The sequence below is a fragment of the Cyclobacterium jeungdonense genome (assembly GCF_010994275.1).
GTDB classification, from domain to species: domain Bacteria; phylum Bacteroidota; class Bacteroidia; order Cytophagales; family Cyclobacteriaceae; genus Cyclobacterium; species Cyclobacterium jeungdonense.
On sequence record NZ_WMCD01000001.1, the window covers coordinates 694,845 to 717,642 of the forward strand.

21 protein-coding genes are annotated in these 22,798 nt (G+C 42.9%); 5 read left to right on the top strand and 16 right to left on the bottom strand.

The annotated features are described in order from the left end of the window. Window positions 1-370: 370 nt before the first annotated feature. From GKS34_RS02645 to GKS34_RS02665, 5 genes are all read right to left on the bottom strand, one after another. Window positions 371-1,162 (bottom strand): sulfite exporter TauE/SafE family protein, encoded by a 792-nt coding sequence (locus GKS34_RS02645; protein ID WP_163383251.1) that lies wholly within the window; start codon window positions 1,160-1,162, stop codon window positions 371-373. 42 nt (window positions 1,163-1,204) lie between these two features. After that, window positions 1,205-2,236, bottom strand: coding sequence for a c-type cytochrome (locus GKS34_RS02650; protein WP_163383252.1), 1,032 nt, complete (start codon window positions 2,234-2,236; stop codon window positions 1,205-1,207). 24 nt (window positions 2,237-2,260) lie between these two features. Further along, window positions 2,261-2,677, bottom strand: a complete 417-nt coding sequence (locus tag GKS34_RS02655; RefSeq protein ID WP_163383253.1) for a DsrE family protein — start codon at window positions 2,675-2,677, stop codon at window positions 2,261-2,263. A gap of 36 nt (window positions 2,678-2,713) precedes the next feature. Continuing rightward, the gene (locus GKS34_RS02660; protein ID WP_163383254.1) at window positions 2,714-3,388 is read right to left on the bottom strand and encodes a Tat (twin-arginine translocation) pathway signal sequence containing protein; all 675 of its coding nucleotides are present in this window, start codon (window positions 3,386-3,388) and stop codon (window positions 2,714-2,716) included. Window positions 3,389-3,660: 272 nt separating this feature from the next. After that, window positions 3,661-7,788, bottom strand: coding sequence for a hybrid sensor histidine kinase/response regulator transcription factor (locus GKS34_RS02665; protein ID WP_163383255.1), 4,128 nt, complete (start codon window positions 7,786-7,788; stop codon window positions 3,661-3,663). A gap of 469 nt (window positions 7,789-8,257) precedes the next feature. Here GKS34_RS02665 and GKS34_RS02670 point away from each other — a divergent pair, with 469 nt between their 5' ends. After that, window positions 8,258-8,680, top strand: a complete 423-nt coding sequence (locus GKS34_RS02670) for a nuclear transport factor 2 family protein (RefSeq protein ID WP_163383256.1) — start codon at window positions 8,258-8,260, stop codon at window positions 8,678-8,680. A 534-nt stretch (window positions 8,681-9,214) separates the two neighbouring features. On the opposite strand, the gene GKS34_RS02675 is transcribed toward GKS34_RS02670, so the two are convergent. Then, entirely contained in the window at window positions 9,215-10,105 is an 891-nt protein-coding gene (locus tag GKS34_RS02675; protein ID WP_163383257.1) for a glycoside hydrolase family 16 protein, read from the bottom strand. Between the two features lie 668 nt (window positions 10,106-10,773). Between GKS34_RS02675 and GKS34_RS02680 the strand changes: the two genes are divergently transcribed. The 4 genes from GKS34_RS02680 to GKS34_RS02695 all read left to right on the top strand — a co-directional run bounded on the left by GKS34_RS02680 (window position 10,774) and on the right by GKS34_RS02695 (window position 16,676). Then, window positions 10,774-12,117, top strand: a complete 1,344-nt coding sequence (locus tag GKS34_RS02680) for an aldehyde dehydrogenase family protein (protein WP_163383258.1) — start codon at window positions 10,774-10,776, stop codon at window positions 12,115-12,117. Between the two features lie 706 nt (window positions 12,118-12,823). Further along, window positions 12,824-13,732, top strand: coding sequence for an SAM-dependent methyltransferase (locus tag GKS34_RS02685; RefSeq protein WP_163383259.1), 909 nt, complete (start codon window positions 12,824-12,826; stop codon window positions 13,730-13,732). A gap of 323 nt (window positions 13,733-14,055) precedes the next feature. After that, window positions 14,056-15,423, top strand: a complete 1,368-nt coding sequence (locus GKS34_RS02690) for a hypothetical protein (protein WP_240459167.1) — start codon at window positions 14,056-14,058, stop codon at window positions 15,421-15,423. Between the two features lie 11 nt (window positions 15,424-15,434). After that, window positions 15,435-16,676 (top strand): dipeptidase, encoded by a 1,242-nt coding sequence (locus tag GKS34_RS02695; protein WP_163383260.1) that lies wholly within the window; start codon window positions 15,435-15,437, stop codon window positions 16,674-16,676. 71 nt (window positions 16,677-16,747) lie between these two features. On the opposite strand, the gene GKS34_RS02700 is transcribed toward GKS34_RS02695, so the two are convergent. The 10 genes from GKS34_RS02700 to GKS34_RS02745 form a co-directional block, all read right to left on the bottom strand. Continuing rightward, on the bottom strand, window positions 16,748-17,428 hold the full coding sequence (locus tag GKS34_RS02700; protein ID WP_163383261.1) for an aspartate/glutamate racemase family protein: 681 nt from the start codon (window positions 17,426-17,428) through the stop codon (window positions 16,748-16,750). A 403-nt stretch (window positions 17,429-17,831) separates the two neighbouring features. Continuing rightward, the gene (locus GKS34_RS23370; protein ID WP_317167957.1) at window positions 17,832-18,077 is read right to left on the bottom strand and encodes a type II toxin-antitoxin system RelE/ParE family toxin; all 246 of its coding nucleotides are present in this window, start codon (window positions 18,075-18,077) and stop codon (window positions 17,832-17,834) included. A 58-nt stretch (window positions 18,078-18,135) separates the two neighbouring features. Beyond that, a complete protein-coding gene (locus GKS34_RS02710) occupies window positions 18,136-18,357 on the bottom strand; it encodes a hypothetical protein (RefSeq protein ID WP_163383262.1) in 222 nt (73 codons plus the stop codon). A 146-nt stretch (window positions 18,358-18,503) separates the two neighbouring features. Beyond that, window positions 18,504-19,004 carry a hypothetical protein gene (locus GKS34_RS23260; protein WP_205602009.1) on the bottom strand — a complete coding sequence of 167 codons (501 nt, stop codon included), beginning with the start codon at window positions 19,002-19,004 and terminating at the stop codon, window positions 18,504-18,506. 3 nt (window positions 19,005-19,007) lie between these two features. Next, complete coding sequence (locus tag GKS34_RS02720; protein ID WP_163383263.1) at window positions 19,008-19,280, bottom strand: type II toxin-antitoxin system RelE/ParE family toxin; 273 nt, start codon at window positions 19,278-19,280, stop codon at window positions 19,008-19,010. Further along, a complete protein-coding gene (locus tag GKS34_RS02725; RefSeq protein WP_163383264.1) occupies window positions 19,280-19,522 on the bottom strand; it encodes a ribbon-helix-helix domain-containing protein in 243 nt (80 codons plus the stop codon). The genes GKS34_RS02720 and GKS34_RS02725 overlap by 1 nt, the downstream gene beginning before the upstream one ends. Continuing rightward, complete coding sequence (locus GKS34_RS02730) at window positions 19,504-19,686, bottom strand: hypothetical protein (RefSeq protein WP_163383265.1); 183 nt, start codon at window positions 19,684-19,686, stop codon at window positions 19,504-19,506. Before GKS34_RS02730 ends, GKS34_RS02725 begins: the two co-directional genes overlap by 19 nt. Window positions 19,687-19,937: 251 nt before the next feature. Then, entirely contained in the window at window positions 19,938-21,320 is a 1,383-nt protein-coding gene (gene mnmE / locus GKS34_RS02735; protein WP_163383266.1) for a tRNA uridine-5-carboxymethylaminomethyl(34) synthesis GTPase MnmE, read from the bottom strand. Beyond that, on the bottom strand, window positions 21,321-21,773 hold the full coding sequence (locus GKS34_RS02740; RefSeq protein ID WP_163383267.1) for a thioredoxin family protein: 453 nt from the start codon (window positions 21,771-21,773) through the stop codon (window positions 21,321-21,323). Window positions 21,774-21,880: 107 nt separating this feature from the next. Next, the gene (locus tag GKS34_RS02745; protein ID WP_163383268.1) at window positions 21,881-22,552 is read right to left on the bottom strand and encodes a metal-dependent transcriptional regulator; all 672 of its coding nucleotides are present in this window, start codon (window positions 22,550-22,552) and stop codon (window positions 21,881-21,883) included. Window positions 22,553-22,798: the final 246 nt, after the last annotated feature.

A 22,798-nucleotide genomic window follows, 5' to 3' on the forward strand; every position in this document is an offset into this window, starting at 1 on the left:
CGGTGCTTTCACCTTATTTGGCTGTCCCGATACTACCAGAATGGATTCCGTCCTTTTCACTATTTTCCTGCATTGATTTTGGCTAGCCTTCCATCAAAATCTGATGCTATACAGAATTTTTCTTCTAATGATGAGCCATTGATGAAAATATGTTCAGAAAATTTAAAATATAATAGCACTTATTATAAAAAGACATGGAGAAGTGAGGAGTGTTAGATATTTGAGGTGCTGGACTTATTGAATTCAAGTAGATATACGATTAGTTGCCGGTTGAAGATATTGGCGAATAGGCATTAAAAAGAGTTTTTAAATCCTTTAATTTAATCCAGGTCTTATTTATCAGTTAGTCATTTGTAGCTAACTTCTTGCGTTAACCGATTAGAATTAATTCTTTGATTACCATTAACGTCCCTATCGTTAGCGTAAACCAACCAAAGAACCTTTGCAAGGTCAGAGTAGGTAATACTTTACCTATTCGGCTACCAACGTATATCCCCGAAACGGCGAGGCTGGTTATTACTAAAAGGAAGTTCCAGTGTATGGAATAATTGAGAATATCTCCCATAAATCCAATAAGCGAATTACTCGCGACAATAAATAGCGTGGTCCCGATGGCTGTTTTAAGGGGTGTTTTGGTAAGAAACCCGAGTATGGGGATAATCAGGAAACCACCGCCTACACCCACCAGGCCGGTGATTAATCCAGACAACAAGCCGAAAAATACCAGTGAAAAAACGGATGTTCTTTTTTCATTTCCCTTGTTCAAAGTCCGTCCGTAGATCATTTTCAGTGAAGCAAGTATCATTAGAAAGGCAAATACGCCAAGAATAAAGGTGTTTTTTGAAAGGCTAAAGGTCTCTATTTGAAGTATCTTATCAGGAATAGCAGGAACAATCCATTTTCTCATCAGAAAAATTGATAAAATGGAAGGAATGCCAAAAATGGACCCCGTTTTTACATTTACCAACTGCGCATGGTAATTCAGTGCTGTTCCCACCAGGCTGGTTATCCCAACAATAAATAGGGAGTAAGCCGAAGCCAAAACCGCATCCATGGAAAAAAGGTAAACCAAAATAGGGACGGCCAGTATGGATCCCCCTGAGCCCAAAATCCCCAGGGTCAATCCGACAAAAAACAAAAAAAAGTAGCCCAGAATTTCCATGATTGAATTTGATCCGGATTTGAAATTAAAATTGATAAAAGCTTACTTATTAGCCGATATTAATGGGCCAAATGGCCCGTATTTATGTTGAATTTCAGGAAAACTGTCCGTATATGGCCCAAAGGGATGATCAAATGGTTTTTTAGAAAGATCAGGCCAATCCATGCTAAGGTCCTTTTCAGGTCTTGGCATGGAGTTGACATAAGCCGCCACATTCCAGGCTTCTTCATCGGTCAGGAAGGGATTATCAAAGGTAACTCCATAGGGCATATTGGCTTTCACAAAAGCCGCAAACCGCGATATCCGGTATAGCCCAGCTCCTGTATTGTAGCTATTTTCTCCAAATAGGGGAGGATAGGTGTATTCCAAGCCATTTTCCGCCAAAATTCCCTTTCCATCCTCCCCATGACACCTGGTACAATAGGCTTCATAGACAGCTTTTCCTTTTGCCGGATCAGCGGCTTTTTTAGGTAGGGGAAGATCCAATAGGCCGAATCCCTTATCGGATGCGCCATTTGTAACATCTTTGCCCAACCATTTCATATAAGCCACCATGGCTTTCATTTCCCTGCTATCAGGATCGAGTGGTTTTCCATTCAGGCTTCTTTCTATACAATCATTTACCCTTTTTTCATACCCTTCGGTGGTACCTGAGCGATTGCGGAATACCGGATATTTCGAAGCCACGGCACCATAGTTGTTCCCATAAGCCACCGTACCGCCTTTTAGATGACAATTCTGGCAATTCATTCCATTGCTGATTTGCCTCACTTTACCTTTTGGTCCCAGGTACACCGCCGTATGGGCAATCAACTCATGACCATATCGGATCAAGTCTCCTTCCTGATTGGAAGGAAGACTGGCCAACTGTGGTGCTTGCCAAACCCCTGTGGACGAAATCCGGGATGCCGAATCACCAGAGCTGGCAATACCAGGAATTTCCTGATTTTTCAAAGGGAAAATTCCTAAGGCATGGCCTAGCAAGAGGAGGGTTGAGCCTAAAATTCCTATGACCAAAAGGTTGACCGACAAGGTCAATTGTCGAAGCCATTTGTCCAGCTTTTTTTCCTCCATATTGGATTGATTTTTCCTTTTATTTTAATGATGCGCTTCTTTGATATATCCCCAACCTTCTCCTTGTTTGGTGACGATTTCCAGGATACCATCCGGCACCGTTTTTACGCCTGCCAACAATTGAGAGGGGTTGATTTGATGCCTTTTCAGCGTGGCTTCACAAACCACGAAAGTCACCCGCTCGTTACCTTCAAACTGTTGGATTTCCTCGGCCACAGCAGAGGATGCTTTAAGTACCATGGGATAAGCGCCTGCATAGACCACTACTTCAAATTCCGAATCCGGATAGCTGGTAGACATCATGGTAACATGCCTTAGGGCTGCCTGATGTGTTGCTTCATCTTTGCTGGTAATATCAAAGACAATTTTCACCGGATTTGACTGTGCCCAAACACCTATACTTATGATAAGAAAAGGGCATAAGAGGATGATTTTCTTCATTTTTTTATGGTTAAGTGGAAATCAGGAAGATCAACTTTATCCTCCGGCATAAATGTAGGCGCAGTTTTTTTGATGTGCACGGGAAAGTGCCCATACCCCGGACGGAACGATCTGAACCTCCGGCAATACTCCTCTGGACCAGTCTGCCTTTGCCTCTTCAGGGTCCATTTCCAATTGTTGTGCAGCCATACCACTATACACCGTTAAGGCCATGTCGCAGACGCAAAACATGGCTCCCCTGCTATGCAGTTGTTTTATTCCATCAATACCTGGCATGGGATAATCTCCTTCTTGTGGAATGAAAAAAGGATTACGTTGGGAAGGAGCACCGGTGTTGTTATCCACAATATTAAACATTTCTCCCAGGGGATATTTTTCCCACAATTGGTCATTTAAAGCAAAAGGAATGGCATTGTGTCGCAAGACAACCATGGCTGTCATTTCATTATCTGATAGGCCGGTCTGGTTGTTGGTCTGGTAAAAAACCCAGGACCAGATAAAGGGAAATCCGGCATGTGGTTCAGGAGCATCGTATACTACCCGTTGTTCACCCTTGACGCCATCGAACCAGGCATCTGCTTCATGGAGGACTTTTGTATCCATTTTGTCTCCAACCATTAGCGGACTGGAAAAGGCGGAGAGACCTGCTGTGGCACCGGTAGCCAGGACTCCGATAAATTTTCTTCGGGAATTTTTTACTGGGGTTTTCATAGTCGATTTGGTTATGGTTTATAAATAGATTCGTACAATAAAGCAATTGGGAATCAAGCCTGTTGGATCTAAACTTACCAGGTGAAAAGAATCAATTTCTTAACATAATTAAAGGCCTGAACCGATTTTTCTGAGCAAGACCTAGCGGATCAGACGCATTAGGCTCGTTGCCTGAATGAATTGTACGTTTCAAAGCTATGGAATACAGCTTTTAGCTGCTTTCGGTATTGTTGCAACTCCTTTCGATATTGTTGCAAAGGACAAAAAATGAGTTAGTTGCGGCTTTCGGAAGGGCTCTCTCCAAACGTTTTTCTGAATATCTGAGAAAAATAAACCGGAGATTTAAAGCCTACCCGATAAGCTACTTCAGCAATGGTAAGGTCCTCCACAGCGAGCAGTTCTTTTGCCTTTTCAAGGCGGATCATGCGAATGTAGATGGAGGTGGAGTACCCGGTGATGGCTTTTATTTTCCGATGTACCTGCGACCGACTCAGAGAAATGGCATCAGCCAGGTGATCTACCGAAAAATCCTCTTCTCCCATGTTTTCTAAGATGACTCTTTCAACTTTCACCAAAAAACTTTCGATGGAAGAACTGATAGGCTCATACCTATGCTCACTGCTTAAGAAGCGCCGACTGTACTTTTGTTGCAGCCGTTTCCTGATCTCCATCAATTTTTCCAGACGGATCAATAATTCTTTTTTATCAAATGGTTTTGCCAGGTAGGCATCTGCCCCTTTGGAAAGTCCGGTCAGCCGGGCCTCCTTTTCCGCCAGGGCTGTCAACATAATAATCGGAATATGGTCACTGCGCTCATCGGTTTTGAGCATGGCGCAGACTTCAAAACCATCCATTCCGGGCATCATGACATCACAAATGATGATGTCTGGAATATGTGCATAAGCCAGTTCCAGTCCGGTTTGTCCATTCGTCGCATGAAGACAATTGTATTTATTCCCCAACGCCATTTTCAAATAATCGGCCACATCCAGGTTGTCCTCAATGATGAGTACCAGAGGTAAATCCAGGTCTTGGGCTTTTTCATTGATGTAAGTTACGGCTTGGGGAAGGGTTGGTTGAAAGAATTGGTTAAGGTCTTGCTCGGTGGCTTTAGGGGCAGCCAAGGTAATGGGTAGGTGGACAGTAAATGTACTACCCATTCCAGTGGGACTTTCAACTTTTATTGCTCCCCCCATCAGTTCCACCAGCTCTTTAGTCAGTGCAAGACCAATACCTGTTCCCTCTGAATGCCGGGTTGACGATCGGTCTGCCTGATAAAAACGGTCAAAAACGCGAGGGATTTCGTCTTTCAGAAGTCCTTTGCCATTATCTTTAACTATTAAAGTAAAATATTTTTTCCCTGAAGCATAGACCTGATCAAGGTGGACAGCTATCCGGCCATGATCAGGGGTGAATTTTATGGCGTTTGATAGGAGGTTTGAAACGACCATTGCGAGTTTTGCAGGGTCAAAATCCATGACCAATTGATCCGGTTTTGTATAAACTGCAAGGTCGATTTTTTTTTCTTCGGCCATGGTATGAAAACTCTCACTGAGGTACTTGATAAAAGGAATAACGTCCTGTTGCTGCATTTCCAGTTCCAGATGTCCACTTTCAAGCTTAGCCAAATCGAGCATTTCATTGACCAGTTGTAAAAGGTTTTTACCATTTCGCTGGATCATTTCAAGCCCATGATCGGTATCCTCCCATTGTTGGTTCCTTGCTTTTGATCGGAGGGTATCCGTAATACCGAGAATTACAGTTAGTGGGGTACGGAATTCGTGGGTAATATTGGTATAAAGGCTACTTTTAAAACGATCCATTTCTGTCAGGCGTATGCTTTCTGCTACCGCCAGTTTTCGGGAAACTTTAAACTTGTAAAACCATCGGAATAGTAACAACAGTATAATGATAAAAAGGGTGTAGGCCCACCACCGGGTCCACCAGGGGGGCAGGATAGTGAATTGTAGGGAAGCGCCTTTTTCGCTCCACAGCCCGTCACTACTACTAGCGATTACCTGAAAGGTATAGTTCCCGGCATCCAGATTGGTATACCTGGCGGTTCGTTGTTCACCAGCTTCTATCCATTCCGAATCATAGGGGAGCATTCTGTATTTATATTGATTTTTTGATGGGTCGGTGTAATGAAGTCCGACGTAATCAAAAGTTAAATCATTTTGTAAGTGGGAGAGTATAAGTTTTTTCCCCGTATTTCCTTTATTTGAGTACCAGTCAAACGGTTTTCCGGAAACTTGTATACCATTCAGGACCACCTCTGGAGGGTAGGGGTTTCCTGCTATTTTATGCGGATAAAAGGATACCAAGCCGCCATCTCCACCAAAAAAAAGCTGACCATCCGCACTTTTAAACGCACCCGTATGATTAAAACTGGTAATGGAAAGGCCGTCTGAAGCATCATAATTGGTAAAGTCCAGGTTTTTTGGATCAAAGCGCACAATTCCATTGCCGGTAGAAAGCCAGTAATTTTCCTTTTCATCTTCCAGAATTCCATTGATAGTATTGCTTGACAAGCCGTCTTCCGTGGTATACTGTTCAAGTTCATGGGTCACGGTATTATAATGGAGCAAGCCGTTGCTTGTTGTTCCAATCCAAAAAGTATCCGGTGATTCTTCCAGCATGCAGGTTACCCCATATTTTTCCAGATGAGGTAAAAAACGGTCCGTTGCGGCATCGTACCGAAACAGGCCTCCCTGAAAAATACCCACCCACAAAGTCCCCGTTATGTCCTCGTGGATATCGAAGACGCTATTATAATAGGATTGGGGACTGTTATCTGAGAAATGATATCTCTTAAATGATTGCTTGTCTTTCGATAACCGGATGATTCCTCCACTCCAGGTTCCGAGCCACATCCTGCCTTTCCCATCCTCGTGCATACGAATCACAGGATCCGAGAGAGTACGGGTAGTATTGTCTTCCATCAGCTTATACGGTACAAATTGTCCTGTTTGGCGATCAAAGATGTCTACTCCTGCTTCCGTGCCTACCCAAAATGTTCCATCACTTTCCTCATAGGTAGTCCACACGATATCACTACTAATGCTTTGTTCTTCGTTCGGAACATGACGAAAATGATGAAATTCCTTCGTTTTTAAATCCTGCCTGTTCAATCCACCACCTCTGGTTCCCAACCAGATAACTCCTGGTTGGCTCGGCGCTTCGTATACCCCCATGACATGATCATAGGAAAGACTTGTTGGATTTTCAGGTTCATGCGAATAGATAGTGAATTTATTTAGAGAGGGATCCAACTTATGCAGCCCTCCTGGTAAATTACCTATCCATAATCGATCTTGACTGTCTTGCAAAAATGACCAGACCTGGTTGGAACCAAGACTTTCAGGGTCGGCAGGGTCATGGGCATAGAAGGTCAATTTTTGGTTGACTGGATCATAATGGTTTAGTCCTCCATTATAGGTACCCACCCAAAACTCTCCATCAGGATCCTGGTGAATAATTTTCACATGCGGACAGGAGGACCATAAGCCCATCTCCCCCTGGGGGGCGTACAGGTTGGAAGGATCGGGTAACATCCGAATAAACTCCTCTTTATCCGGGTCGAAATAGTGAAGACCACTTTGGCAGGAACCAACCCATAGTTTGCCATCGCGATCCTCAAAAAGTGCGCTAATTCGATTATCAATAAGGCTGTTTGGATTTTCCGGATGATGCAAATAGCGTTTGGTGCTACCCGTCTGTATATCCATACGGATCAGACCTCCTCCGGTGCGATGGGCATCAAACGGTTCACCGGTGCCGATCCAAAGCTGATGGTTTCGATCAGCTTCCAAGACCCGTACCTCATCCTCAAGCAGGTTTATCGAATCGGTTGGATCGTCTAAAAAACGGGTAAACTGGTCGCATTCCCGTTCATAGCGAAATAATCCTCCATTTTGGGTGCCAATCCAAAGGTTATGGTCCGGATCTTCGGCAAAGGCATTGATTTGTCCAGCCTGTTCATTGGCTGGGGCCGAAGGGTTAGAGGAATATCGGATGAAGCAATCGCAGGCCGGATTGTATCGGTCAAGATCAGATTTAGAGCCAACCCATAAATCCCCTTTAAAATCAACAAACAATTTTTCAACCCGATTTTGGGATAATGAAGAAGTATCACCGGGAATGTTGCTATAGCCTCGCAACTCGTAACCATCGTATCGCACCAACCCATCTTCCGTTGCCAGCCACATATATCCTTGGTGGTCCTGGGCAATGTCCAGAATGGAATTACTGGGCAAGCCATTTTCGGTGGAAAACCGCTCGAATGAAACAGCAGGCTTGGTTTGAGACAGGGCAAGGTAGGGGGGGAGGAGCAATGGCCAGGCAATAAGAATGGTCAAGGCGGCTAGTGTTATCCTGAAAGTGGAGCGATTGCGATTCACTTTGGTTGATTTTGTTTGGCAATTAAACCCTCAACTTCAATTTTATCTCTCCTTAAACGATTACTGGTTTGGCTAAGCCAAAATTGCTGTTTTCCCGTATTATTCCCCTCAGGGTGTTTGTTTTTTACTCCGAAAGGGAAGAACCATTTAATAATTTAATACTAAACTTTTTTAGAACAATAAACTACAAAAAGTCAAATTAGAAAGCAAATATATAGGTCATTCTAATTACAGCTGGTACAAAAGACTTATGGTGAAATTCGGATTTTGGCCACCTGTAAATGGATAAAGGTTACCTTTCCATAGGTAAGTATTAATAGTTCTTTTTTTATAAATAATATAAAAACTCAGTATATTCGAAAAAATAAATAGATCATAAAAGTAGTAAATTTTCCCGGGCAGCCTTTTTGAGATATAAGGGCTGCAGCTTATTCCCGGTGAGTTTATAACCTTTCAAAACCCAAAACCCATGAAGTATTCTTGTCTACTAATTTTTATGGCCGTATGGATCATCTCCGGCTGTTCTCCAGCATCTTCTATTGATGAAGGACTCACTCAGTCAGTATTGGACCACCATTGGGAGACTTTTATCAGCAATGACCTGGAAGGAGTTATGGAGGATTATACAGAAGAATCCATTTTGATTACCCCAAACGGCACCTATATGGGCCTGGATGAAATCCGGCAAAACTTTGTCAATGCCTTTAAGGCCTTTCCTGCAGGGCAAGCCACACTGACCCTGAAGGAAAGCCTGGCGGTCAAGGATATAGGCTATATCCTATGGGAGGCGGATACCCCTGAATTCAACCTGAGCTATGCCACCGATACCTTTATTGTCCGGAATGGCAAAATCATCCGGCAGACCTATGCTGGTGTGAGGGTAAATAAATAAGCCAAATCCAGGTCCCTGTTTATAACCGTTGAGGTCTTTGGGACCTCGACGGTTTTTTTCGTGACCGTCCTGCGAAAAGAATACGGGGTTGGGAAAACCCCAAAGGTCAATAGCTATATCCGTTGCGGCCTTTGAGACCTCGACGGTTTTAACTTTTCATGAAAAAAAAGACATTATCCTCTAAGGTTCAGGAAATTTATCAATTCCAGTGCAACTGACTTTCCAAATCCTGGCATAAACCAAAAAAGGCTGGTTTGAATTACCAGCCCAGGTTTCTTCTGTTTTCATTTTCATCGGATTCCGTCAAATGAAAAAGAATCAAGATAACCCCCATAAATGCCATACAAATAAGTGATAAAGCTAAAGCAAATTCTTCCATATACACCTCCTTTCATTTAAAGGCGATAACATACCTGAAATTATGCCAACAATTCATGTTCCAAAAATTGACCAAAACTGTTCGGTTGTCATTTTTAGGTGAAAAATTGAAGTATTGAAGGACAAAATGGCAGGGCAACAAATCACCGAAATTACCTATTCTGAATCACTTATGAAGGGTTCATAAGACATCCAATCCACCTCCAGCTCGTAAGGTTGTAGTGGTTTTTCGGTGGATAAGGGATTCGTTTCAACGGACCAATTATTGGTATGCCAGAAATTCATCCGGTAGTAGGTTCGGTGTTGAGGGATTCCTCTAGTAGATCCCTTATAATCCCACAACACAATTTTTTCGCCACTTTCAGGGTTTAGCATCCACCAGCGGATCCGGTCCGGATGCCAGTCAAAACCATAGGTATAAAATTGGGCTGAAGCATCAAAATCTGGAATTGCTTCGATGGTTTCCGGCTGATTTTGCAAACCGGATAAGGCAGTCCTAATGTCTTTATGGTCCTCTCTATAAACCGTGCTATAGATAACACCTTTGGCCAAATTGATGATTCTGCCTATCCGTTTAAGCTCTCCGGAATGACCCGTCCACGTGCCTACATAAATGACCGTAGGATCTGCAAGGAGCCATTCAAAGTCAATCTCGCTCAGCCCGTGAATGCTATCCATATGATAGGTGAAATAACCTACAACAGCACCTACATTAGGCTGGATTTCGCCTACACTAGGAACTTTCAGCCTGGCGGAGTAGCTGCCAAAATGGGTAAAGTGCTTTGAGATAATTTCCGGCCCACGTCCTGCTCCGGCACTATCCTGGGGGTCTATTTTAAAGGAAAGGATTTTAGTGCCTTCCTCGGTCGGGGAATTCACACCAAGCTTGTATTTGAATTCGGTTTTGTTTCCGGTAGATCCATACCTAAAATAGTCAAAAGTAGTATCGGAAAAATTTTCGATAAAAGAATCGTGGTATGTGTCGGTTTGGGAAATTGCAATCAAAGGAAGTACAAATAAAATGGCAGATAGAATTTGTTGTTTCATCTGTTTATAATTTTTTTTCAACGGTCAGATGGAATCTCGCATGCTTGATAATCATCCCTCTGTGTGTCGATCTCGTCATGCTCGATTTCATATGTTTATAATTGTCTTTAAGCGGCCATATGGAATCTCGCATGCTTTATAATCATCCCTCTATGTGTCGCCTCCATCATGCTCGATTTCATGGGGGTAAGTTATTGAACCTGGAATCAAATTTACAAAAAAGTCCGAAATCAATTACAACTTTTACCGGGCAGGAGGTTGTTTGGATTTCCTTTTTCGGCATTGACGAGGTTGGAGATGGCCGGAGCGATTTTTACACTATTTTAACATAAACACTATTCAGAACCTAAACGGTTGAATTTAAAGGCACCTTACCGTATTTCCATAATATTTTCAAATCGTGGTCCAATTGTTTCACCTTGGTCGAGTGATAGCTACTGCGAGTTTTTCGCTTATGGAACATAGGTACCAGCTTTTGGAACATTTGGCTTAATTCATTTTCAGGCTATTCTTTAGATTTGTTCAGGTACAATGTAGAGACACCTACCTGATTTATGATTGAATTATATGGTAGGGAGTGGTGCGTATAGAATCAATCAGAAATTGAATTTATAACCCTTGAATTCACACACATTTATAAATTTTAAATAATTAACCTTATAACTAACATGATGGAGACACAGACACTTTCGAAAGTTGACCTTGCTGACGTATTTCAACGACAGCAACGCAAAGCCCTGCAATTGAAGAAATCCACTGCTCAGGAAAGGATTGCCAGGTTGCTCAAATTTAAAGAGGCAGTTATTGCCAACATTGACAATGTATATGAGGCGCTTTACAAGGATTATAAGAAACCAAAGGAAGAAGCGTTTGAAACAGATTCCGTTATTGTGGAAATTGACTTTGTCACTGACCATCTGGAAAAATGGATGAATCCTCAGGCTGTTCCAACACCTGAAGATTTGGGTGGTGAAGCATCAGTTTCAAAAATTATTTTAGAGCCCAAAGGGGTTTGTTTGTTTTTAACTCCCTGGAACTATCCTGTCCTGCTAACCCTTAGACCGCTGGTTTCATGTTTGGCAGCAGGTAATACAGTCATCATAAAACCTTCTGAACTTACACCGCATTCATCAAAATTAATCAAAGAAATTATTGAATCGGTATTTCCGAAAGATGAAGTCTTTGTAATGGAAGGAGGGGCAGATGTGGCTTCTGAGTTATTGGACTTACCTTTTAACCATATTTTTTACACAGGCGGCACCCGGGTTGGTAAAATCGTGATGAAAGCCGCTGCCAATCATATGGCATCGGTAACAATGGAACTTGGCGGTAAATGCCCTTCCATAATTGATGATTCAGCTGATTTTGCCGATGCGGCAGGTAAAATTGTGTGGACTAAATTTTTTAACTGCGGTCAAACCTGTATTACTACGGATTATATTTTGGTATCGGAAAATCGCAAAGATGAATTTATCGCTCATTTAAAAGGTACAATTGAACATATGTACGGTGTTGACGGACCTGGTATTGAAAGTTCAAAATATGCCCGATTGGTAAACAATAATCATTATCAGCGTGTAAAAAGGTTGCTGGATGATGCGCTTGAAAATGGCGCTACATTAGTGACAGGAGGGAAGACTAATGATGAGGAAAACTATATCTCTCCTACTTTGCTTGATAATGTTGATCCGGATCTTGCCATTATGAAAGAAGAAATTTTTGGGCCTTTACTGCCAGTGTTAACATACAAAACGCTGGATGATGCCATTGACTTTGTCAATCAAAGAGAACGGCCGCTGGGGCTTTATGTATATAGCAAAGACAAAGTTGCAGCTGATAAAGTTATCAGTAGCACCACCGCAGGAGGAAGTGTTATCAATCATACATTTATGCATTATATGTCACCATACCTTCCCTTTGGAGGAGTTGGAAATAGCGGAATAGGAAGGGGCAATGGGTATTTTGGTTTTATGGATTTCTCAAATCAACGGCCGGTATTGGAGATGCCCTAGCAAAAGTTAAAGAAGGAAAGTAAATTAAGGCTACTTTCCTTCTTTTTTCATCTGTTTATATTGTCTTTTAGCGGCCACATGGAATCTCGCATGGCTTATAATCATCCCAGTGTGTGACGGGTACGTCATGCTCGATTTCATCTGTTTATAAGTTTTTTTTCAGCCGTCAGATGGAATCTCGCATGTTTTATGATCATCCCTCCGTGAGTCGCTTGCGTCATGCTCGATTTCATCATTATAAGTTTCAAAAACGCTGAATCTTTCTATTGTTCTATAATTTTAAAAAATAGAATGGTATTCAAAAATAATATTTTGAGTGATTATTTATTAAATATTTTTAAAGGCATTTTATACCGTTTATTACATTTTTACCGATAATAATGGGTTCAATAGTTGCAAATTGGGCCCCAAATCTGAAATCAGCCAAAAGACCTGCTGGCTTTAGCAAAAAGTAATGAAGGCGATGAAATGGAGCCAAAGCTTCCCATTGATGGGCGTTTAAGATGGCAACAGCTACACTTAGAATTCCATATTAAAATGTCAAAGTCTCCTTGATCAAAACCTGTAATTTATGTAAATTTTCACCTGTATCATGTAATATTTCCAACTTATTAATTTTACAACTTGGCAAACGCATCCGCTCCGACCGTGAATTTATAGATTGGACATAGATTTCTTAATTACAACAACCCAAACATCATTAAATATGGCCAGCAAGCAGGACATCGATTATACCTATTCCAAGATGGACAAAATATGGAGATGGAGCATTGGCGAAACTGCTGATTTTACCGGAGCTAAGTACGATGGGGATTTTTCAATTTCACTGGAAGAGGCGCAGAAAAGAAAACATGAATTTATTGCTGAATACCTGGAAATAAAAGCAGGTGATAGGGTTTTGGATATTGGTTCGGGCTGGGGGCCTTTTTTGGTTTATATTAAAGAATTGGGAGCAATAGGAACTGGAATTACACTCTCGGAGGGTCAATATAATGCTTGTAAGCGCAATGGCCTTGATGTACATATCTGTAATTATCGCGACCTAACCCCTGCTACATTTGGAAAATTTGATGCAATAGCCTCTGTTGGGGCATTTGAACATTTTTGTTCGGTGGATGAGTACAGGGCGGGTAAACAAGATGAAGTTTATAAAGACTTTTTTAAAATTGTCAGCAGTCTAATACCGGTGGGCAAACGCTGTTTTATCCAATCCATGGTTTTTGGAAAAGACATGATAGACATTGATAGTGCCGATATACATGCACCTAAGGATTCCAACGAATATTTGTTAGCGCTTATTATGAATGAATTTCCGGGTTCCTGGATCCCGTATGGAAAAGAGCAGATCATAAAAAACGCAGCACCGTATTTTAAGCTGGTTACTGAACATAGTGGTAGATTGGACTACATTGAAACCATCAAAATATGGCGTCAAAAACTTAAATCTTTTGGCTGGAAAAAGTACTGGGCCTACCTGCAGCTTGTTCCTCAACTATTTACTGACCCTTCTATGCGTAGACGCTTGAGTAACCTGAAAATAGCACCTATCAAAGTTGCTTTCGAACGAGGGATTTGGGATCATCACCGCCTGGTATTCGAAAAAATAAGTGATTAATCTTTCTGGAACTACCTGCGCCCAAATAGTGAGCAAGTGCTTTTTAATTATTTCGTGTATTCGGAGTTTTATGGCTTAGCAGAGGGTAAGACGCTGGATAGGGTGGTTCAATTCCTCGTAATCCGCCACCAAATCCTTTGCGGTCCAGCTCATTTTGGAATCCAGTCAGGAGATCTCCTGAATTTTCAATTCCCTCCCTAATCTCGAACCAATAATCTCGAAAAAAGACCAATAGGTAGGAATCGATTGCTAAATATTTGTATAGTTTTGTACTAGGCGAACGATTTACCCACTAATTTCTTACCAGTAATTCATCAAACAATATGGCTAAAAGACCTACGAACGATAAAGCCACGGACTGCGGTTTCAATACAGGTGCCGAAAAGAAAGAGAGAAGCGCTTTCTTAACACGCCGTGAAATGCTTGGAATAACCAGTTTGGCCGGTTTGGCCACTTTTACTGGAATCGGCTTTAATGCTGCTGCGCAGTCTCCACAACGACGACCCCGCATCGCCGTTTTGGCCAGCTATTGGGGTGCTACCAGATCCCATGCAGACTGGATCGTAACCAAGTTGATTGACGGATATTGGTGGCAGGGTGCCCATACACCATCACGAGTTGAGGTAGCTTCCATCTTTCTGCATCAACATGACCAAAGTGAACTGGGTCGAAAAGTAGCAAAGGCCAAAGGTATTCCGATCTTTCGTAACGTAGGGGATGCTGTCATGTTGGGAGGAAAGGAACTTGCAGTGGATGGTGTGGTTATTGTGGGAGAACATGGAGATTATCCAAAGGACCTGAAAGGACATTGGCTGTTGCCCCGTTGGCTGATCTACAGCCAGGTTGTACAGGTTTTCGAGCAGAGTAAACGCTCTGTGCCGGTCTTTAACGACAAACACCTCTCTTACAATTGGGATGAAGCTAAGTGGATGTTTGACAAATCCCGAGAGCTGAATTTCCCGTTGACCGGCGGCTCCTCTATACCCATCTACTACCGTAAGCCTGAGATAGAGCTCGATATCGATACGCCCATAAAACATTCGATCGTACTTGGAGGAGCATCAGACGAAGGCGGCATTTTCCATTGCATAGACGTACTTCAAGCCTTTGTAGAGCGCAGGAAGGGAGGAGAGACAGGCGTCAAGTCAGTTCAGTCGATCAGAGGGCCTGAAACCTGGAAATGGGTAGAACGGAATTCCTGGGCGCTGAAATTGCTTGATTCGGTGGAGAAAAAATTCGAACTGGCGCCTGGACATTTTCAGCAGAACGCCCAGGCAAATCTGTGTTTGGTGGAGTATAATGATGGAACGAACGCGGCTGTACTCTCTGGCCGGGGTGTGGGCTGGACCTACGCTGGCGAAATCGAAGGGCAAAAAGACCCGGCGATCATCTCTATGCTGGGTTGGGCAGGCCCTTTCGATCAATACCATGCCTCAAACGCCCAACCGCATTGGATAACAGAGATGATGGTTACCAAAAAGGAACCATTCCCTGCTGAGCGACTGCTGCTTTCCACCGGAATTGTAAACCATTACATGGAATCCAACTGGGAAAATGGTCGGTACACGCCCATTGGACGTCGCATCGAGACGCCTTACATGGATATGACCTACCAATCCACCCGGGGTGCACAATTTAATAAAGGTGAACGGCCCCCCAGCCGGCCCTACATTAGGGGTTTTGACTCATAATTGATAATCTCATGAAACGCCGAGACCTTATAAAAAACTTAACACTTATTCCGATTGCAGGAAGTATGTTTCCAATAGAAACCTTAAAAGCTGCTTCTGCCACCGGAATGAATCTTCCTACAGATCCCCCCACCAAGCCAATGAATGATTTACATCACCAGGCCTTGGTGATGGACGGGCATACGCACGTCATGACCCGCGAGCTACTGTTCGGTACCGACATTGGACAGCGCTATACCGATGGGACCGTCGATCTGCCAAGGGCTAAAGAAGGTGGTGTAGATGCCATGTTTTTTTCTGTTTATACACCTGAACACTATTATCCCGGAAGGTTCGAGACAAAAAACACCTTTCGCGTGGTGAACCTGGCACTGGACCAAATCGAAAAGAACCATGCGGTGATCGAACTTGCGCTTACCGCCTCGGATATCGTACGCATTACCAAAAAAGGAAAGATTGCGGCATTTCTGGATTTAGAAGGCCCATTTGACCTGGACGGAGATATCAACCTACTACGTGCACTTTACCGATTAGGCCTTAGGTCAATGCAGCTGACCGCCCACAATACCACCAATGCGTTTATAGATACCTGCAATGATGTCAGACGATGGGGTGGTATTAATGAGCTAGGGGAAAACATCATCGCCGAAATGAATCGTCTAGGAATGGTCATTAATATTGCCCATGCATCCAATGAGGCGATCCTGCAAACGGCCGAGGCGAGTAAGCATCCTATTATCTATAGTCATGGAGGTTTCTACAGCATCGTACCTCATCCGCGCTGTATTACTGACGAAGCAGCGAAAGCGGTGGCATCAAAAGGTGGCGTAATAGGGATTCACTTTGGCAGCCTATTTAACAACCCAAAATACTGGGAATGGCAGACAGATACAAAAGAGACCACGCCCGCATCCGTTCAAGGCGCTGAATTGAAGACCATTGAAGAAGTGGATCAGGAACTGATGAAAGAGGTCCCGCTGAATTTCACGGGAACGATTCCGGACCCCTATTGGATGCACGTTGACCAGTTGGCGAAAGTGATCGACTATGGGGTAAATTTAGTGGGAGAAGACCATGTCGCCATAGGTTCCGATTTAGACGGCGGTCCTGAGCTGCCTCGCGAAATTCAGGATATCAGCGATTTTCCCCAGATAACCATGGCTATGCAGCGCCTCGGTTATAGCGATAAGCGAATCAAGAAAATCCTCGGCTTGAACTGGCTCCGCGTGATCCGACAGGTAACAGAGGGATGATACGCTCGACTTTTTTTTGGCCTTCATTTTGAACTGTCAACGAAACAGGGTAACGAACAATTCGGCTGAAATCATTCCAAAATGAAATCGGCAGCCATTCTTGCATGAAGCGTTGTGGTAGCAAGGAGTGGCAAATCAAAATCCTTCTCATCCATAAGCATTGGGAGCTCTGTGCATCCCAGAATAATACCCTCCGCTCCTTTTAGCCGTAAGAATTCCATTTGTTCCAGGAAAAACGCTTTTGCCTCTTCGCTAAAAACCCCTTGCGTCAGTTCATTGGATATGTAATGGTGATTTCGCTCAATATGGATTTCGTCGGGGGTTATCGTATGTATGTCAAATTCCTTTTGTAAACGAGAGGGAATGAAATCACCCGTCATCGTGGGCCTGTTGCCCAACAGACCCAGGGTTTTTAGATTCTTTTTTTGTGCCTCTTTGCCGATGGCATCTGCAATATGCAAGATTGGAATGGCTAGCTGTGGTTGCACAAGGTTGTAAACCATATGCGGAGTATTGGCGCATATCACTAACGCTTTGGCACCTGCAGTTTGAAGGATTTGTGCAATCTCCAGGTATTTTGCATTGATTTTTTCCTTATTCTGCTCGCGCATCAGCTCAATATTGAGACTGTAGATAAGCAGTTCCGGATTACCCTGCGTACCGATCTTTTCTCCCACCATCTCATTTATAAGACGATAGTAAACAATGGTAGCGTGCCAGGAAGTACCGCCGATTAATCCTATTTTTTTCATTTTTGACCGGATTTATTCTATCACAAAGTAAGAAAAAGAGGTTTATTTTCCTTCCATTTGAAATATTTCATTATATAACGTTTTTTAGGAGGGTAGGTGGCTGGATGGGGCGGTGTTTTTCAACCTAATCAGATCGAACTCCAAATTTTACATAGCATCTGGCCTCCAGATTTTCAATGTTTTTCAGGAATAGCTAGAAATTCTGCTACTACCTCAATGATGACATTGAATTCTTTTGATATCTTCTATCTTTTTCTGAAAAAAGTCACACGAAGCCGATTCCGAAGCCCTTACGTTATAAATAGAATCGGTTTAAAATAATGTTATACCTATACTGCTAAAATTGTTCCAAGCAGTCAAAGAAGCGTCATCATTGAAAACCAGGGAGTGATCCGCGTGTTTTTCATGCCGGCACAAACTGCAACAGTTCGTCCAGTTCTTTATCGGAAAGGTTATCCTTTTCGGGCTTGTCGTAAATGGAGACCAGGTAAACGGTGTCATTGGCCACAACAAAATTGGTAATCAACCTGGCCCTACCTGACTTCCCTTTGCCTTTTGACTTGATGGCCAGGCGTATTTTGTAGCAGCTATTGCCGATGGCGGTACCCTGATCCGGGTTTTTCTTTTGCTTTTTTACCAGGTCTAGCAGTTCAGATTAAAGTGAAGGATATTTTTATGAGAGCTTCTTAGCTTGCCGCTCAAAAACTTCAATGGATTTGACGCAATAACTCATTGAGGAAATCTTCCGCATCTCGAGCTTGTTTTTTACCTGCCCGGATTTGCTTCATCTCTTCCACGGCCTCCCTGACCTCGCTCATAAGCAGCGCTTTGGCATCAGTTAGCTGTTTTGTTTTCACGTAGGTGAGACCTTTGAGCACTTCCAATAAGTGCATCGCTTTGTCGTCTTTTATGTCGAGCAGTACCTTCATGTCCTTTATGAATAGTTTAAATCAAGCTATTTCACTGCAAACGCAAAAATAAGCAAAATAGTTTGGCAAAAGAAATGCCTGTTTTTTGTTGGAATAGAAAGAAAATTGGGATCTATCCAAATTATCTGTGAATTCATTGGCATAGCTCATCGCCCAAGAAGCTTGTCAAAATCCTTGGGATCAACCCTTGTCGTCTTTCCGGCTTTGTGCTGGGCTATTCCTTCCATTAACTCAGATTTCACCTTGGGATCCATAAAATATTGGTCGTCCTCACTGATTGGAGTAATAGCGAAGGCGTGTTTTCTTCCCTGCTGGACAATGACCTGTTGTTTTAACGCCAGTTCGAAATACTTTTTCTGGTTGTCCCTAAACTCCCTTGATTTGATAATTATCATGATATTTTGTGTACTTATGGTACCTAGCTGGTACTCAAATTCAGGGAAAAAGTTCAGGTTTTTCCTTATGGCTTCGGATAGGAGAGGAGGCTGAATTGGGTGATGTTTTTCTTCATAATCTGCCACCAAATCGGAAAGCAAATTAAGCTCCACGTAACCCTTCGCTTCCGGATTTTCTATGTTTTCAGAAACAGCAAGAAATTCCACAATTCTGTTTATTATGGCAGTATATTCTTTTCCTGACTTGATCATGGTTTAAGGAAATTTTTGTTTACCAATAATCCTGACTATTCTGACCCGATCCTCTACCGTGAAAAAAATGGTATGCGAGATGTGGACACAATACCTGTATCCTTCCCGGATATGCAAAGCCAGGGGAAACATCTTGTGGTTTTCAGCTATCCTCTCAAATGCTTTTTCGATTGAGTGGTGATACTTTTCTGCCTGCAAAGGTCCAAAAACTTTCAGACCATACAAATAAATTTCGATAAGGTCTTCCTCAGCCTGGCGAGTAAGTACATATTTCATTATCCTTTTTTAGCCCGCGTTTTGGCATCTTTCAATACTTCGGCCATAGATTTACTGGATAGTCCGCTTTCCTCACCTTTGATTAGCTCATTTCGTAGCCAAATTCGTTCTTCTTCTTGTTCTCTTTGCCTACGGATCAAGTCATTGATCAACTCACTCTTACTTGCATATTCGTTACCCTGGATTTTTTCCTTCATCCATCGGTCGTTCGGCTCGTTTACTGTTATTGTTTGTCTGGCCATTCCTGTGTAGTTATGGTGTAATAATACACCGGAAAAACCATAAAAGCAAACGTATTAGTACCTGTTTTTTGCCTACCGTCCATTTTATAAGATTGAACAAGCACCTCAGCTAGTAAGTCCAACATTTCTGCGAGCATTCTGATCTTACCGATCGTAAGCACCATTTTTTGAGTTTAAGCACTAGGCTGAGGGTAATTTTCCCTAAAATTGATACCGATTTGCCATAGCAGTAGAAATCTTGGATTTGTTTTTGGAAAAATAAGAAATAAAATCTTCCGGTAGTGTCAGGTGTTCTTACACTTTGGTGGAAAGGTATTGAGTTAATTCTTAGACCGACATTTTAAGTATTGTTAAAATCGAGGATCTATCACTAATTTTCACGGTCAAACCTTCGAGGTTTTTAAAACCTCAAAGGTTACTTTCCGATACAAAACTTACTAAAAATATTGGCCAACAAATCGTCCGTTGTAATCTCTCCTGTGATCTCTCCCAGGTAATGTAAAGACCGACGAATGTCCATGGCCACAAAATCATTGGTCACTTCTTCATCCAGGCCAGTCAAAACATCCAACAAAGACTGTCGGGTACGGGTCAGGGAATCGAAGTGCCGGATATTGGTGACCACCGTATTGCCGGTGCGGAATTTATCCAGATTGACCAGTTCCAGCACCTTTTCCTTCAGCACGTCGAGGTTTTCCTTTTTGCCGGCGGAGATAAAAATAGTATCCGGATACTTTTCTTTTAACTCACTGATAAATTGATTATTAGACTTATCCAATTTATTGGCTACTTTAATAAAGGGCACCCCTATATTTTCCAGTTTGTTTACGTCCCGGTTGATTTCCACCATGTCGGTATCGCCTAAATCAAATAAGTAGAGAATCAGGGAAGCGGATTTCATTTTTTCCCGGGTGCGATTTACGCCCATCGCTTCGACGGTGTCGGTGGTCTCGCGGAGGCCGGCGGTATCTATAAAACGGAACATCACCCCGCCAATATTGATTTCATCCTCGATCGAATCCCGGGTGGTGCCAGCGATATCGGAAACAATGGCTCTTTCTTCATTCAACAGGGCGTTGAGCAAGGTGGACTTGCCCGCATTGGGTTTACCGGCGATCACCGTGGGAACCCCGTTTTTAATCACATTGCCCAAATCAAAGCTGCTGATCAGGTTTTCCACTACCCGAAGTAGCTTCTCAACCAATACCCGCAAGTCATCCCTGCTGGCAAATTCCACGTCTTCTTCCGTAAAATCCAACTCCAGTTCGATCATGGAGGCAAAATGAATTAACTTTTCGCGCAATTCGCGAATTTCCTGGCTGAAGCCTCCCCGCATTTGATGCAGGGCAGCCTGATGAGAAGCTTCCGAATCGGAATGGATCAGATCGGCCACGGCCTCTGCCTGGGCCAGGTCAAATTGGCCATTCAAAAAGGCCCGTTGGGTAAACTCTCCCGGTTCTGCCGGCCGGGCACCTTGACGGATCAGTAAGCGAAGGACCTGATTGATGATGTATGAAGAGCCATGGGTGGAAATTTCCACGACATTTTCTTTGGTAAAGGAGCGTGGCGAAATGAATACGGATACCAGTACTTCATCGATCACCCTATCCCCATCACGAAGGGTACCGAAATGAATGGTATGGCTGGCTTGTTCTTCCAGGTTTTTACCAAAAAATACACGGTTGGTTATCTGGATGGCTTCTTTACCGGAGAGACGGATGACGGCGATGGCACCTACTCCCTGGGGAGTGGCCAGTGCCACGATGGTATCTCCGATGCGGCTGAAATGGGAGCTCATTTAGTGCTTGAAATTTTCCAGGAGTGCTACCAGCGAATTGACAAAAGGCTTGGCTTCCCGGTATCCTGGCAATTGCGTAATGTTTTCCATGGCGGCATCCATGATGACAAAATTAGGGTAGGAACTAACCCGCATGGCACGGGCCATTCCCTGTTCCGAGTATTCCTTGCCACGAAAATTAAATTTTTTCTTACTGTCCTCGGCATTTAGTTTCACTGCATAAAAATTGTCATTTACGTAAGCGATCACGTCTTTATCTGTAAAGGTGTCTTTGTCCATTTTTTTACACCAGCCACACCAGTCGGTGTATACGTCTATCAGGATCATTTTGGGATCTGCTTCCACTTTATCGATGACCTCCTCAAAACTATACCAGGTAATTTCGTTTTCCTGGGCCTGCAATTGACTTGTTATCAAAAGCCCTATTGCCAGCATTCCCAAAACTTTTTTCATTGCTGTTTTTTATTTTTCTAATTATTTCAAAATTTCTACTTCTTATATGAGATAAGAAGCGAATCATTCCGGTAAACGATAAAACGATTCTTCAGGTTCCGCAGCTTTTAAGATGGGTGCAGGATTACCTGCAAGTTGGCAGCCACCTCCCGGGACAGGAAGTTCCTTTTATCCCCGTCGATCCGCAACTCCAGGGAACCGTCAAATTCAATTTTATCCAACACCTCGATCTTAGCACCAATGTAAATACCTACTTTATCCAGGTATTTTAGAAAAGCCGCAGAGTTGTTGGTGACCGCCACGATTTTTCCGGCTTTACCCGGAGACACTTCCTGAAGCAGCATTCTAGGTGTATGCGACCATTCTCCAAATTCATCCGGAATGGGATCTCCATGCGGGTCAAATTTCGGAAAACCCAGGTATTCATCCAAGCGCCTGACGAGTGGGGGAGCTTTTACGTGTTCCAGTTCTTCGGCTAGGGCCGCTACTTCATCCCAGTTAAACTTTAACTTTTCTACCAGAAACACTTCCCAAAGTCGGTATCGTCGAAGGATGAGTAGGGCTGTTTTGGCACCTTCTTCTGTCAGACTTACGCCATGGTATTTCTGGTAGGAGAGCAGTTGTTTCTCCGCCAGCTTTTTTAACATGTCACTAACAGAGGCAGCTTTGGTTCCCGTCAATGCCGCAATTTCATTCGTGCCGACTTTTTCGCTCCCTTCCTTCAATAGTTGGTAAATGCATTTCAGGTAATTCTCTTCTGTGGTACTCAGGATTTGCATGGGCTGAATTTTCGGTAAATATAGGGTTTCGACTGATCTAAAAAAAAGTTTAATTTGAATCTAAACCTATTGTGGATAACTCCAAACTTAATGTTTTATAAAATTTAGAATAGACTAAAAATAAATTTATAACTACCTAAAAAATTTATAAGTCAATATAAATCAACGTTTTAAATTTGATTTACTGAGGATTTAGCCCCAAAAAGGATGTTTCGGGGGGTCATGAAAAAGTACAATTAAGCGCTT

What these genes read in the sequence shown, in the direction of transcription:
- GKS34_RS02680 (WP_163383258.1), top strand. Translation starts at nt 10,774, where the DNA reads ATGATGGAGACACAGACACTTTCGAAAGTTGACCTTGCTGACGTATTT.
- GKS34_RS02710 (WP_163383262.1), bottom strand. Translation starts at nt 18,357, where the DNA reads ATGAAGGTACTGCTCGACATAAAAGACGACAAAGCGATGCACTTATTG.
- GKS34_RS02670 (WP_163383256.1), top strand. Translation starts at nt 8,258, where the DNA reads ATGAAGTATTCTTGTCTACTAATTTTTATGGCCGTATGGATCATCTCC.
- GKS34_RS02690 (WP_240459167.1), top strand. Translation starts at nt 14,056, where the DNA reads ATGGCTAAAAGACCTACGAACGATAAAGCCACGGACTGCGGTTTCAAT.
- GKS34_RS02685 (WP_163383259.1), top strand. Translation starts at nt 12,824, where the DNA reads ATGGCCAGCAAGCAGGACATCGATTATACCTATTCCAAGATGGACAAA.
- GKS34_RS02660 (WP_163383254.1), bottom strand. Translation starts at nt 3,388, where the DNA reads ATGAAAACCCCAGTAAAAAATTCCCGAAGAAAATTTATCGGAGTCCTG.
- GKS34_RS02675 (WP_163383257.1), bottom strand. Translation starts at nt 10,105, where the DNA reads ATGAAACAACAAATTCTATCTGCCATTTTATTTGTACTTCCTTTGATT.
- mnmE (WP_163383266.1), bottom strand. Translation starts at nt 21,320, where the DNA reads ATGAGCTCCCATTTCAGCCGCATCGGAGATACCATCGTGGCACTGGCC.
- GKS34_RS02725 (WP_163383264.1), bottom strand. Translation starts at nt 19,522, where the DNA reads ATGGCCAGACAAACAATAACAGTAAACGAGCCGAACGACCGATGGATG.
- GKS34_RS02645 (WP_163383251.1), bottom strand. Translation starts at nt 1,162, where the DNA reads ATGGAAATTCTGGGCTACTTTTTTTTGTTTTTTGTCGGATTGACCCTG.
- GKS34_RS02745 (WP_163383268.1), bottom strand. Translation starts at nt 22,552, where the DNA reads ATGCAAATCCTGAGTACCACAGAAGAGAATTACCTGAAATGCATTTAC.
- GKS34_RS02700 (WP_163383261.1), bottom strand. Translation starts at nt 17,428, where the DNA reads ATGAAAAAAATAGGATTAATCGGCGGTACTTCCTGGCACGCTACCATT.
- GKS34_RS02650 (WP_163383252.1), bottom strand. Translation starts at nt 2,236, where the DNA reads ATGGAGGAAAAAAAGCTGGACAAATGGCTTCGACAATTGACCTTGTCG.
- GKS34_RS02695 (WP_163383260.1), top strand. Translation starts at nt 15,435, where the DNA reads ATGAAACGCCGAGACCTTATAAAAAACTTAACACTTATTCCGATTGCA.
- GKS34_RS02720 (WP_163383263.1), bottom strand. Translation starts at nt 19,280, where the DNA reads ATGAAATATGTACTTACTCGCCAGGCTGAGGAAGACCTTATCGAAATT.
- GKS34_RS02740 (WP_163383267.1), bottom strand. Translation starts at nt 21,773, where the DNA reads ATGAAAAAAGTTTTGGGAATGCTGGCAATAGGGCTTTTGATAACAAGT.
- GKS34_RS02730 (WP_163383265.1), bottom strand. Translation starts at nt 19,686, where the DNA reads ATGGTGCTTACGATCGGTAAGATCAGAATGCTCGCAGAAATGTTGGAC.
- GKS34_RS02655 (WP_163383253.1), bottom strand. Translation starts at nt 2,677, where the DNA reads ATGAAGAAAATCATCCTCTTATGCCCTTTTCTTATCATAAGTATAGGT.
- GKS34_RS23260 (WP_205602009.1), bottom strand. Translation starts at nt 19,004, where the DNA reads ATGATCAAGTCAGGAAAAGAATATACTGCCATAATAAACAGAATTGTG.